This window comes from Nocardia sp. NRRL S-836 (genome assembly GCF_001279525.1).
GTDB lineage: Bacteria > Actinomycetota > Actinomycetes > Mycobacteriales > Pseudonocardiaceae > Lentzea.
Window position 1 is genome coordinate 95,066 of record NZ_LGDY01000058.1, and the last position, 13,014, is coordinate 108,079.

Sequence of the window (13,014 nt, forward strand, 5' to 3'; positions counted from 1 at the left end):
GGTGGAGCGCGAACTCACCGCGCGGGAGCTCGCGGACGCCCTCTGGCTCGCGGGGCACATGTGGTGGACCGAGAGCAGGGAACTGCCGGAACTCAGCGAGATCCCGACACTGCCCCAGCGCAAGCCCAGAGAGCTACCGAAACCGCCTCTTCCGCCACCTCAGCCACCAGGGACAGCTCCCGCTCAATGGCATTCGGCCCCTCCCCGGCTCATCGTCGGCACCTCGCACGGAGACACGCGGGACTCCGCTCCACCGGTCACAGAGCCCCTGCCCAACGCGCGCGCCATCTCGCGCGCACTGCGCCCGCTGAGAAGGCTCGTCCCCGCCGACCGTGACGAGGAGTTCGACGAGGAGGCCACCGCGGTCCACGTCGCCGAGTCCGGCATGTGGCTGCCCGCCTTCCGGCCGGCGCTCACCCACCCCTTCGAGGTCGCGCTCGTCGTCGACACAGCAGCCTTGGACATCTGGCAGCGGGAGATCGCGGACTTCCGGGCGTTGCTGGAGACCCAAGGCGCTTTTCGCACCGTCCGGCTCCAGTTCGCCAACTTCGACGAAACCAGTGCAAGCGACCTCCTGCTGCGCAGCGGTGCGCCGGACGGCCCGACACGTGGACCGGCTGAGCTGCTCGACCCCACCGGACGCCGCCTCGTGCTCGTGGTGACGGACGGCATCGGCAAGGCGTGGCACACGGGCGCAGCCGCCAAGGTGATCGGATACTGGGGCCGTTCGGTGCACGTGGCCGTGGTGCACCTGCTGCCGCAGGAGCTGTGGAGTTGGACTGGCATCTCGACCTCGCGGGTCCAGCTGCGGGTACAGGAAGCGGGTGCGCCGAACCGCCGCATCCGATACCGGCTGGCCGATGTCTCCGACGAGCGGCCACCGGATACCGCGGTACCAGTGCCCGTGCTCGAACTGCGTCCCGCCTGGCTCGGCCACTGGACCCAGCTGGTTCAGGGTGATGACCCCGTCGTGCGCCTCACCACGTTCTTCGCCGACCCGGAGGTCAAGGAGAGCAGCTTCGAGGTCGACCCGCTGCTGCACCTCGACGCCGCCGAACTGGTCAGCCGGTTCCGGACGATCGCCTCGCCACCGGCGTTCGCGCTCGCCGGACTGCTCGCCGCTGTCCCGGTGCCGTTGCAGCTGCCGGTCATGACAGCCGTGCGCCGAACCTTGCTTCCAGATGCCGAGCTGTCCCACCTCGCCGAGGTGCTGCTCGGCGGTCTGGTCGTGCGTGGGGACGCCGAATCCGCAGACACCTACGAGTTCCGGGACGGGCTCCGCCAGGAACTGCTGGCGACCTGCTCGCGGGCGGACACCGCACGAGTTCTGCGCACCGTGGCGAACTTGTTCGGGCCGAAATCCGAGGCGGTGCGAGACCTGAAAGCAGCACTCGACGACCCGGACGCGGAAATCTCCGCCGTAACCCCCGAATCCTTGCCGCATCTTCGCCTGCAGCAGGTCATCTTCCGAGCGATGTCGGGACCTTATGCAAAACGGTCCCACCGTATCAGGGCTATCATCACCGAACTCATGGACGGTCAGGCTGAGACGGTCACACACTCCACTGATTCACTTCACACCGTGTCCGATCCTCATCCAGAGGAAGCGCCGTCACAAATGCCTGCGGCCGACTCAGGAGCTACCGTGACCCTTCACAACGAGGCCTCGCTCGTGGTCTTGCACGAACAACACGACGCCCCGAGCGTCTGGTCCGTTCCTCCGCGCAACTTCAACTTCACCGGACGAACCGACATGCTCGCGGACCTGCACACGCGACTCAACTCAGGCGTCACCAACCTGGCCGCCGTGCTCCCCGAAGCGCTGTACGGACTGGGCGGTATCGGCAAGTCTCAGATCGCGATCGAATACGCCTACCGGCATGCCGACGAGTACGACGTGGTCTGGTGGATTCCCGCAGACGACCCGGCGCACATTCGCTCGGTTTTCACAACACTGGCCGAGAAGCTCGGGCTCTCCACCGCAGGTTCCATCAACACCGTGGTCGAGGCGGTACGGGAATCACTGCGATGTGGCCATCCCCATCGGCGGTGGTTGCTCGTCTTCGACAACGCGGACAAACCGGAGGACGTCCGTCCGTTCTTCCCGACCGGCGGTTCAGGGCACATCCTGGTGACGTCCAGGAACTCGCACTGGTCGAACGTCGCGGAGACCGTCGAGGTCGACCTCTTCAGCCGCTCGGAGAGCAAGCAGCTGCTGCAGCGACGAAACCATGGCCTGACCGACGAGAAGGCCGAGCAGATCGCCGACGTGCTCGGAGACCTCCCCCTGGCGATCGAACAGGCAGCGTCCTGGCTGCGTGGAACGGGCATGAACGCCGCCGAGTACCTGTCGTTGTTCGCCCGCAAGCGCGCGGAGCTGCTGGAAGCCGGCATGCCGCTCGACTACCACGTGCCCGTCGCGGCGGCGTGGAACGTGTCGTTCGATCGACTGAGCGAGGAGAACCCGGCGGCGCTGCAGCTGCTGCAGACCTGCGCCTTTTTCGCACCGGAGCCCATTGACCGGAACATTTTCATCGACCTGGACGAAATCCCGGTCCCGGACGAGCTCGCCGCAGCTTTGCGCGACCCGCTGCTGCTCAGCGAGGCGATGCGGCAGATCAACAGGTACAGCCTGGCCCAAATCGACCCCACGACCAACACGATCGTGCTGCACCGGTTGGTGCAGGGTGCGTTGTTCGATCGGATGACCCCGCAGGAGCGCACCCAGATGCGCCACGCCACCCACTTGCTTCTCGCCGCCGATGATCCACGCCGACCGGGCAGTGAGAAGAACTGGCCGAAGTACATCGCACTGCTCCCGCACGTTCGCGCGTCGAAGACGCAGGAATGCGACGAACCTCGGGTCCGACGCACAGCGTTGAACAGCGCCACGTTCCTCGCCGCATGGGGTGACGTCCAGAGCGGCCTGGAATACTCCCGCGAACTCCTCGACTACTGGAGCTCGAAGTTCGGAGAGGAAAAGCGCGACACGCTCAATGCGGCGAAGCAGGTGGGAATCTGCCTGCGTGCTCTCGGTCGTTACGCGGAAGCACTCGCGGTTGACGAACGTGCACATGCGGTCGCACAGGAACACCTCGGCGACGAAGCCGAGAACACGCTGATCCTCGCAAACATGGTCGCACAGGACGTGCGTGCGCTGGGCGAGTTCGGCAAGGCATGGCGACTCAGCAACAACGCGTACGTCATCGCCAAGGACTCTTTCGGCGAGGAACACGATCTCACACTGGCGGCCGCGGAGAACCTGGGGATCGCACTGCGATTGGTCGGCAATTTTCCGCTAGCCCGCGATATCGACCAGGCGACGTGGGAGCGGCGCACGCGGCTCCTCGGCGACGATCACCGGTTCACGCTGGCGACCCTCAACAACCTGTGCCTGGACATCCGCGAATGTGGTGAGTACGTCGAGGCCCGCGACGTGCTCGAACCAGCGGTCGCGAAGCACCGCAGGCTGCTCGGTGACGACCACCCGGACACCCTGCAGGCCCTGAAGAACCTTGCGGTGACACGACGCAAGGCAGGTGACCACATCAGTGCGCTCCACCTCGCGGAGGAGGTGCTGCAGAGGTACACCAAGCGGTACGGCGAGAACTACCCCGGCTCACTGGCGGCATCGATGAACCTGTCGGTGGAACTGCGGCAGACAGGTTCGTTGGCCGAGGCGCGTGACCTCGGCGAGCGGGTGCTGCGGGCGTACACGGACACCGTCGGGGACCACCATCCGTACGGGTCAGCAGCCAAGACCAACCTCGCGGTGACGTTGCGGCTGCTCGGCGATGTCGACGGGGCCTCTGCACTGAACGAGGACGCTTTCGTCTCGATGCGGGACGCTCTGGGCGATGACCACCCGTTCACGCTCGTCTGCGCGACGAACAGGGCGAGCGACCACGCGGCGTCAGGAGACTTCGACCGTGCGCACGCACTGAACCAGTGGGCGCTGGAACGATCACGACGGGTCTTCGGCGACGAACACCCGTCGACGCTCGCCTGCCTTGCGAACATCGTTCTCGACCTGCGCGGTCTCGGCCGCACCGCGGACGCGGAGTCGCTGCAGATCGACGTCATCCGCAGGTTCCAGCGCGTGCTGGGCAAGAACCACCCGACCACGATCGCCGCGGCCAGCAGCGATCGCCTGAACTGCGACATCGAGGCCCTGCCGACCGGCTGAGCGGTCAGCTCCCGATCCATGCGACCAGCTCGCGTGGATCGGACAGTTCACCGGTGCGCCGCGTGACCTCGGCGTGCACCGCCATGACGACCTCCGGCCTGCGCAGCAGGACTCCGGCCCACGGGTCCGCAAGTCCCAGGCCGACCCATGCGAGCGCGTCGTCCGGTCGTGCCTCGAGATCGGCCAGATAGAGCCGCGCCGCGCCTTCCTGGTCGCCGGTGACATGCAGCAGATCTGCCGCTGTCGTTGCAGGAACGGTGTTGGAGTGCGCGGCGAGCGCAGCCGGTGCACGCAGCCACAAACGCCGCAACTCCATGCGGGGTTGCGGCGGCGTCGGTCCCGGCGACAACCTGACCCGCGGCAGCTCCCCAGCAGGGCGCGGATCCCCCGCGAGCCACGCCTCGGCGAGCAGGCGGACCGCGGCCGGCTCGGGAGCGAGATGCCGTGCCCGCCAGGTGGCCCGGTGGTCCCTGGTAGCGAGCCGTGCCGCGTGTGCGGCCACGTCGCTGACCTGGATTCGGCTCCAGCGCGCCAACTGCGTCGCCATGGTCGTGGCGAAGCGACGCCCGAGTGCGGTCAGCTCACCGCATTCACGCAGGAACCTGGCCGTCCGGCTCGTCTGTCCGCACCAGTAGGCGAACTCGAAGTCCGCATGATCCGACACGGCGGTCTGGCGGTGCGCTCTCCAGAAGTCGGCAACACCCAGAAACGCGTACACGCCTTGCAGCAGTCCGCTGACGGGGCGGGGATCGTCACGCCACGGTGCGTAGCAGTGGGCGCTTCCTCCGGTTGCGCAAAGAGGCTCCATGGCCGCGAGGGCGGCAAGCTTCGTGTGCTGCACTTCGTGAGCGAGCGTTTCAGCGAAAGCGGCGGCGTCTGGCGGCAGAGACATCACCACTGCCCCACAGGCGTCGGCGGACGAGCCGCTGTAGGGCCGGCCGTCGCTCATCGGCAAGGCCGGCACGATGGTGCTGATGAGGGCGGAGACCGCGGCCGCGTAGTCACCGCCGAGCAACGACCACGCCTCGGTGAGGCCGGCCGCCCATCGTGAGATCTCGCCGTCGGTCAACCGGTTCGGTGCGACTCGGGCACGGTAGTCGCGATGCGGCTCGACATCGTCCAGCAGTGGCGTGAAGTCGCCCGCACCGATCCGTCGCACGGATGCCCAGTTCTCGTCGTCCGGTATGCGGACCGTGCGGCCACCCCTCGACACCGAGAGCAGGCCGGCTCGGCTCTCCGCGCGAGCGACGGCCCAGGGTGACGTGTCCGGCACGGTCGCGACGCCCAGCGACGGAAACGAAACAACACCTTCACTCACCGGCACGTCGATGGAGAACTCGATGCCGCACAGATGGGCTGCCGCAGCCGCGACGCAGCTCAGGTGTCCGACCTCGACCCACAGCGGTTGAGCTGACTCCGCACTCCCGCGCAGCCGTCTCAGCAGGTCAGCGAGCCACACCCCGATCTGGGGCAGCAGCAGGACTTCGCGCACCAGTGACGGGGAGGTCCGCTGAGCGGCGACGAGGAGATCCCACGCGTCGTCGACCCGCAACCGGAGCGGCCGATCGACGACCTCGTCCAGGAGGGCGCGAAGCGAGACCAGCCGGGCGCTGAGCTGACCGTCTCTCAACAACCGCAGGGCGGCGGCGTCACCGCCGCCGTGGGCGAGCTGGTCCACCACGGTCAAGGGCAACCGGTGGGAGCTCAGCACGTGATCAGCGGCATCGTCTTCCGCTCCGGCCACTCCGGCAGCAGGCCTCCGCTGCAGTCACTACCGGAACTGCTCATTCGAGCCGCGCGCACGGCCGGGTCGGTGACGCTGAGCAGTACCGCGTGCACCGATGCCTCAACAGACCGATCTGTGGTGCGCCGGAGTTCGTCGAGGGAGACTTCCGTCAGGTCGACGAGGTCACAGCTCACCTCAAGAACGTCATCTACCACCGCGTTCGCCCTCCGACTACCGACTGTCGCGTGCATCATGCCTAATCGGAGACCGGAGCGGGCCGCGGGGGAGCACATCGAGTGGATTGTGCGTCACCCCGTTGACACGAGAAACGCCTGACGGTCACGATCCGCCCCACCCGCGGGCGGGTCATCGGCCGCTCCACGCAACAGTCCTCTGTGGAGCGCTGGGCACGGGATCCGCTGCTGAGGACGGTCAGCCTTCGCGAAGCTGCGAGCCCGCGTCCGAAAGGCCGCGCAGCACGAGGCTGAGCGCGCGGGCGAGGTGCTCCCGGTGGCCGTCGAGCGCCTCGGACGTGATCCCGCCGGCGGCCGCGGCCGCCACGTCGTCGGTGGCGGCCTTCAGGACCGCGCTCATGGCCGCTGCCTGGACGCGGACGGCGATCGCGTCGGGTGGGAGGTCCATGCGGTGGGCGAGGACCTCGGCGAGGGCGTCCTCGCCGCGTTCGCGCAGCATCAGGTAGGCGGCGCGCAGTGCGGGTTCGTGGCGGGTCAGGCGGACGACCTCCAGCACCGCCTCGACGTCCTCGTCCGAGCCGGCGTCCAGCACCGGCTGGTAGGCGGCGCGGAGGTGGTCGACGAGGTCGAGTTCCGGGGGCCAGGCGCGCAGGACGGCGCAGAAGGCGTCGACGCTGCGGGTGAGGAGGGGTTCGACGCTGCTCTCCTTGTGGGGGAAGTGGCGCCAGAACGTGCGTTCGGAGACTCCGGCGGCCTGGGCGATCTGCTCGCCCGAGGTCGCGGCCACGCCCTGCTCGGCGAACAGGCGCACGGCGTGGCGGGAGATCTCCAGGCGTTGCCGCTGACGTTGCTCCTCGCTCACCGGCGGACGGCCCCTGCGGGGCGCGCCGTTTTCCGCCACAACGTCCGTCATCGGGCGATTCAAGCACGTCGGAGACGTGAAAGTTTAATGGCAGCGACTGCCAATAAACGGTACGGTCGGGGTCATGAGCATTGCTCCCGAACGCCTTCAACTGCCTTTGCCCAGGCCGAACGTGCTCGAACTGGCCCCGCTCTACTCACTGCTGCGCCGAGAGGCGCCGATCGCCCCGGTCACCACACCGGCGGGCGACCCGGCGTGGCTCGTGACCCGGTTCGAGGAGGTCCGCCTCCTGTTGGGTGACAAGCGCTTCGGCCGCTCCCACCCCGCGCCCGAGCAGGCGTCCCGCATCTCGACCGCCGCCGTGCAGGACGGGCCGACCGGCGACTTCGAGACCGAGGAGGCCGACCACGCACGCATGCGCCGGCTGCTCACGCCCGCGTTCTCCGCCAAGCGGATGCGGATGCTGTCCGACCACATGGGACAGTTGGTCGACGGGTACCTGGACCGGCTGGTCGCCGAGCACGACGCCGCCGGGGTCGTCGACCTGCACCAGGGGCTCGCGTTCCCGCTGCCGGTCGCGATGATCTGCCGGCTGCTCGGCGTGCCGGAGGCCGACCGCGAGCTCTTCGCGTCGCTGTCCGAGCGCATGGCGGGCACGGCGATCGGCGAGGAGGCGCACCGGGCGCGGGAGGAGTTCTTCCGCTACATGATCGGGCTGATCGAGACGAAGCGGCCCGAACTCGGCGAGGACGTGATCTCCGACCTCGTCCGCGCGCAGGAGGCCGACCCGGCCTTCGACTACGAGCAGATGGTGCGGCTGTGCGTCGGGCTGCTGTTCGCCGGGCACGAGACCACGGTCAACCGGATCGGGCTCGGCGTGCTGTTCCTGATGACCAACCGCTCCCACTGGGACGCGCTGGTCGCCGACCCGGACGGGCACGTCGACGCGGTGGTCGAGGAGGTCATGCGCCTCGGTGCGCCCGGCGACCTGGGACTGCTGCGGTACGCGCGCGAGGACGTGGACATCGCCGGGGTGACGATCCGGCGCGGGGACGCGCTGGTGCTGTCCATCAACGCGGCGAACCGGGACGCGTCGGTGTACTCGGACGCGGAGACGTTCGACCCGGACCGTCCGGAGAGGACACACCTCGGGTTCGGGCACGGGGCGCACTTCTGCATCGGTGCGTCGCTGGCGCGGACCGAGCTGAAGGTGGTGTTCGCGGCACTGGCCAAGCGGCTGCCGGACCTGCGGCTGGCCAAGGACGTCTCCGAGCTGGAGATCAGGGCCACGCTCACGGGCGGCGTGTCGGAGCTCCCGGTGACCTGGAGGTCGGCGTGAAGGTGAGCGTGGACCAGGAGAAGTGCGTCGGGTCCGGGCAGTGCGTGCTGGCCGCGGACGACGTGTTCGACCAGCGCGACGAGGACGGGCTCGTGGACCTGCTGAACCCCAGTCCGCCGGAGAGCAGGCTCGCCGACGTGCGGCACGCGGCCGCCGTGTGCCCGGCGGCCGCGATCCTCGTGCAGGACTGAACCCCGGGCGGCGCAGTGCGTGCGGCACTGCGCCGCCTCAGTCGACGAAGTACGAGTCGTGCTCGTCCAGGAACGCCACCCGGTCCTGCTCCGCGACCTGGCCGAGCCGTTCGAAGTACTCCTCGCGCGGCGCGCCGGGCGTGAACAGCAGCAGCATCTCGGCCGGCGCGTCGGAGTCGTTGCGGAACGCATGCAGGCCGCCCTGCGGGACGTGCAGGAAGTCGCCCGCGCCCGCCTCGATCCACCGGTCGCCGTTGTACAGGCGCACAACGCCGTTGAGGACGAAGAACGACTCCGAGATCGTGCGGTGGAAGTGCGTCGCCGGGCCACCGGCGCGCGGCCGCATCACCACGCGGTACAGGCCGAACTCGCCGCGGGTGGTCGCGGTGGTCGCGAGGTAGTGGATCCCGTTGTCGGGCGTGCCGGTGTCGACGGGCGTGCTCGCGGGGCGGAAGCGGGCGGTGACCTCGCCGCCCTCGCCGAAGTAGACCTTCTCGGGGTAAGACATGGTGCGGCTGTCCTCTCGTCGGTTTCCAGCAGGTAGACCGCACAGCCCGCGCATTTGTGACAGCTACTGCTTCATCAGCGGTTCGGTCAGCGGCGTGCCGTCCGCCCTGCCCACGAAGCAGTGGATCACGCGGCTGGAGTGGCGGTAGCCGTCCCGCGTCTTCACCTTCCACGACTCGGCGGTGGGGACGACGACCCAGTACTTCAGCGTCTTCTCCTTGTCCTGGCCGGTCACCTTGTCCGACAGGAACGTGCGGGTGCAGGCGGTGCCGCCGATCTTCGTCAGCTCCTCGACACCGGGGTACGGGACGTCCTTCTCCGACTCGGAGTTGGCGACGACGGTGTCGAGGACCTCGGTCGCGTGCTCCTTGTAGCAGCCGCCGCGGTCCTGCGGCTTGATCGGCGCGGCGTCCTTGGCGGGCAGCCAGGTCAGGCAGTCCTTCCGGAACGCCAGCAGGCCGTCGTCCTTGATGTCGCCGTCCACGCCCAGGGTCAGCACCGGCTGCATCGCCGGGGTGCTGGCCGGACCGTCGGCCAGACCGAGGCCCATGTTGTCGAACATCGGCTTGAAGACGGTGAAGTACAGCAGGACGAACGCGCCGATGATGAACAACGGCGTCAGGACCGCGGAGAGGATCACGCCGACGGGACGCCCGCGCCGGGCGGGAACCTCGACCGGCGGTGCGGCGGCGAACGGCGGGGGTGTCAACGGCTGCGGCGTGAACGGCGGGGGCGCGGCGATCGGGCCGCTGTGGAACGGACCTCCGCCGACCGGTCCGGTGGGCGCGGGAACGGCCGGCACCGGCTCGACGCGCACGGTCGCGTCCCGCAGCTCGTCGCCGAGCACCCGCTCGATCAGCCGGTGCGCCTGCTGCACCCCGAGCCTGCGCGCCGGGTCCGGCTCCATCAGCCCGGTGATCAGCTCGCCCAGCGGCCCGCCGACGCGGGGCACCGGCCGTTCGCTCATCACCGCGAGGATCGTCGCCGAGGTGGTCGGCCGGTCGAACGCGCCGCGGCCCTCGACGGCGTAGAACAGCGTCGCTCCCAACGCCCACAGGTCCCACGCGGGCGACGCCTCACCGCCCGCGAGGCGTTCCGGCGACATGTAGGCCGGTGAGCCGATCAACGTCCCGGTGGCGGTCAGCCGCGGGTCGTCCAGCGACTGCGCGATGCCGAAGTCGGTGAGCTTCGCGGTGCCCCTGGCGGGCACCATCACGTTGCCGGGCTTGACGTCGCGGTGCACGACACCCTGCAAGTGCGCGGCCTCCAGCGCCGCCAGCAGCTGGCCCGCGAGCGTGGCGGCGGCCTTGACGCCCAGCGGGCCGTCGAGGTCGACCGACTCGTCCAGCGTGGGGGCGTCGACCAGCTCCATCACGATGAACGTCTCGCCGGCCGCGGAGATCAGGTCGTAGACGGTGACGACGGCGGGCTCGGACAGCCGGCTCGCGATCTTGGCCTCGCGCAGCACGCGTTCCTGGTAGACGGCCCGTTCGTGCGCGGGAACGTTGCCGGGCAACAGCAGTTCCTTGACCGCGACGGCACGGCCGAGCACGGTGTCCTCGCCGAGCCACACGACACCCATGCCGCCCCGGCCCAGCTCGCGGACCAGCCGGTAGCGCCCGTTGCCCACCTCACGCATGCCGGGAAGTCTCGCAAGCCGATCACCCGGTCCGGTGACGGGGGTTTGATGACGTACACGGTCAGCGTCGCCTGACGGGCGCGACGCGGCAACGCGGGCGCTTAGCGTCGTGCGCCGTGAGACGACTGACGAAGCTGTTCGCCACAGGCGTGCTGCTGTCCGCACTGCTCCCCCTTGCGCCGTCGGCATCAGCGAGCACCACCGAATGCGCGGCCCCACAGGTGACCGCCCCGGCCGGCGCGCGGGTCGAGGGCGTGGCGGCGGCCCGCAAGCCCGGCGGGACCGTCGAGTTCCCGCGGACGCCGCTGTCGGCACCACCCCCGATCCACGACGTGCCCGCGTACTGCGAGGTCACGGTCACGCTCACGCACACCGGGAGCGACCACGTGAAGGTCGTCGTGGCGCTGCCGGAGACGGGCTGGACCGGCCGGTTGCAGGGCGTGGGCGGCAGCGCCTACGCCGCGGGTGACTTCGGCGCACCGCTGGTGCAGGCCGTGAAGGACGGCTACACGGCCGTGTCGACCGACGCGGGCGTGCTCGACGGGCTCAACACCGGCTGGGGGCTGCGCGGCGGTGAGGTCGACCGGACGCTGCTGGCCAACTTCGCCTCCCGCTCGGTGCACGAGTCGGCGGCCGTCGCCAAAGCCGTGGTGCGCAAGCACTACCAGCGCCCGGTCACCTACTCCTACTGGAACGGCTGCTCGACCGGCGGCCGCCAGGGCTACGCCGAGGCGCAGCGCCATCCCGGCGACTTCGACGGCGTCCTGGCCAACGCCCCGGCCGTGCACTGGGCGCAGTTCGCCGTCGCGACGCTGTGGCCGCAGGTCGTGCAGAGCCAGGACGGCCACGTCGTGGGCAACTGCGTGCTCTCCGAGTTCCGCAAGGCCGCGATCGAGGCCTGCGACGGCGACGACGGCGTCATCAACCACGTCATCGACCGGCCCGACCGCTGCGGCTACGACCCGCGCCGCCTGGTGGGCACGAAGGTCCTGTGCGACGGCCGGGAGGTGACGGTCACCCAGGCCGACGCCGACGTCATGCGCAAGATCTGGGACGGCCCGACCGACGAACACGGCCGCTCGCTCTGGCCCGGTCTGCCCAAGGGCGCCGACCCGGTCTGGCTCGCCGGCACGCTGCCCGGTGCGTCCGGCCCCGGCTTCCCGGTCGCCGCGCTGTGGGTGCGGAGCTTCCTGCTGAAGCAGCCCGGTTTCGACACCTCGAAGCTCACCTACCGGCAGTACCGCGACCTGTTCCGCCAGTCGGTGCGCGAGTACGACGGCGTCATCGGCACCGCGAACCCCGACCTGTCTGCGTTCCGGCGCTCCGGCGGCAAGCTGCTGACGTTCGTGGGCACCAGCGACCAGCTGATCCCGCCCGGCGGCACGCTGAGGTACCGCGAGCAGGTGCGGCGGACCACCGCGCACGTCGACGACTTCTACCGGCTGTTCCTCGCGCCCGGCGTCGACCACTGCTCCGGCGGCACCGGCGCGGCGCCCACGCACCAGCTCGGCGCGCTCGTCGACTGGGTCGAGCACGGCAGGGCCCCGGCCACGCTCGCCGCGGCGACGCCCGACGGGTCGACGCGCAACCTCTGCCCGTACCCGCAGGTCTCGCGGTACGTGCACGGCGACCCGAAGGTGGCGTCCAGCTACCGCTGCGTTCGCTAGACCTGGGAGCGGGGGCCCGGTCCGGGCCCCCGCGTCCATGCCGTCCACTTCGGACGGTCAACGGTGAGGTCGTCCACCGCCTCGCGCCTCGGGCCACGCGCTCAGGCGCGCTGCAACGCCTCCGGGTACAGCCAGCTGCCGGGCGTGTCCTGCGCGGGGTTCGTGTAGTAGTCGCGCACCGCGGTGATGTACTCCTGCACGCTGATCGCCCCGTCGCCGTCGGTGTCGAGGTGCGCGAACGCCACCCCGCAGTCGTCGGCGCCGAGCCCGCGGGCCCGGAGCAGCACGGCGAACTCGCCCGCGTCGACCCGCCCGTCGCCGTCGGTGTCCACGAGGTCCAGCAGCTGCTGCACGACCTCCAGGAAGTCCGCCTCGATCGGCCCGCCGGTGACGAACATCTGGATCATCGCCTCCCGGTACTCCTCCGGCGAGACCTGCCCGTCGCGGTCGGTGTCGCAGTGCGCGACCAGCATCTCCCAGAACCGGTCGTACGCCTCGACCAGCTCGCGGCCGCGTTCCGAGGACGCGGGCTCCCCGAACGCCCGCAGCAGCCGCTCGGCCAGCGCGTAGACGTCGGCGAGCTCGATGACGCCGTTGCCGTCGACGTCGTAGTGGGCGAAGGTCGAGTCGATCCTGTGCTGCAACACCTGCTTCATGTCCAGGGACTGTGGTGACGCGACCCCGTACGCGCAACGCACGTCGC

Annotated in this window: 9 protein-coding genes; 4 read left to right on the forward strand and 5 right to left on the reverse strand. The window is 69.7% G+C overall.

Features of this window, described 5'->3' with window-relative positions; all coding sequences use genetic code 11:
• The first annotated feature begins 1 nt into the window (after position 1).
• Positions 2-4,186, forward strand: coding sequence for an FxSxx-COOH system tetratricopeptide repeat protein (fxsT, locus tag ADL03_RS07280; RefSeq protein ID WP_197288168.1), 4,185 nt, complete (start codon positions 2-4; stop codon positions 4,184-4,186).
• 4 nt (positions 4,187-4,190) lie between these two features.
• Here fxsT and ADL03_RS07285 read toward each other — a convergent pair whose 3' ends face one another.
• A complete protein-coding gene (locus ADL03_RS07285; protein WP_231641617.1) occupies positions 4,191-5,867 on the reverse strand; it encodes an HEXXH motif domain-containing protein in 1,677 nt (558 codons plus the stop codon).
• Positions 5,868-6,344: 477 nt separating this feature from the next.
• Entirely contained in the window at positions 6,345-7,019 is a 675-nt protein-coding gene (locus ADL03_RS07295; protein ID WP_197288170.1) for a TetR/AcrR family transcriptional regulator, read from the reverse strand.
• Between the two features lie 73 nt (positions 7,020-7,092).
• On the opposite strand from ADL03_RS07295, the gene ADL03_RS07300 reads away from it, so the two are divergent.
• A complete protein-coding gene (locus tag ADL03_RS07300; protein ID WP_053732583.1) occupies positions 7,093-8,307 on the forward strand; it encodes a cytochrome P450 in 1,215 nt (404 codons plus the stop codon).
• A complete protein-coding gene (locus ADL03_RS07305; RefSeq protein WP_053732584.1) occupies positions 8,304-8,498 on the forward strand; it encodes a ferredoxin in 195 nt (64 codons plus the stop codon). The genes ADL03_RS07300 and ADL03_RS07305 overlap by 4 nt, the downstream gene beginning before the upstream one ends.
• A gap of 37 nt (positions 8,499-8,535) precedes the next feature.
• Here the strand turns inward: ADL03_RS07305 and ADL03_RS07310 are convergent, their stop codons facing one another.
• Together ADL03_RS07310 and ADL03_RS48235 are read right to left on the reverse strand one after the other, a co-directional pair.
• Positions 8,536-9,006 carry a cupin domain-containing protein gene (locus ADL03_RS07310; RefSeq protein WP_053732585.1) on the reverse strand — a complete coding sequence of 157 codons (471 nt, stop codon included), beginning with the start codon at positions 9,004-9,006 and terminating at the stop codon, positions 8,536-8,538.
• A gap of 63 nt (positions 9,007-9,069) precedes the next feature.
• On the reverse strand, positions 9,070-10,644 hold the full coding sequence (locus ADL03_RS48235; protein ID WP_053732586.1) for a serine/threonine-protein kinase: 1,575 nt from the start codon (positions 10,642-10,644) through the stop codon (positions 9,070-9,072).
• Positions 10,645-10,760: 116 nt separating this feature from the next.
• Between ADL03_RS48235 and ADL03_RS07320 the strand changes: the two genes are divergently transcribed.
• The gene (locus tag ADL03_RS07320) at positions 10,761-12,311 is read left to right on the forward strand and encodes a tannase/feruloyl esterase family alpha/beta hydrolase (RefSeq protein WP_053732587.1); all 1,551 of its coding nucleotides are present in this window, start codon (positions 10,761-10,763) and stop codon (positions 12,309-12,311) included.
• 101 nt (positions 12,312-12,412) lie between these two features.
• On the opposite strand, the gene ADL03_RS07325 is transcribed toward ADL03_RS07320, so the two are convergent.
• Positions 12,413-12,967 (reverse strand): EF-hand domain-containing protein, encoded by a 555-nt coding sequence (locus ADL03_RS07325; protein WP_063798510.1) that lies wholly within the window; start codon positions 12,965-12,967, stop codon positions 12,413-12,415.
• Positions 12,968-13,014: the final 47 nt, after the last annotated feature.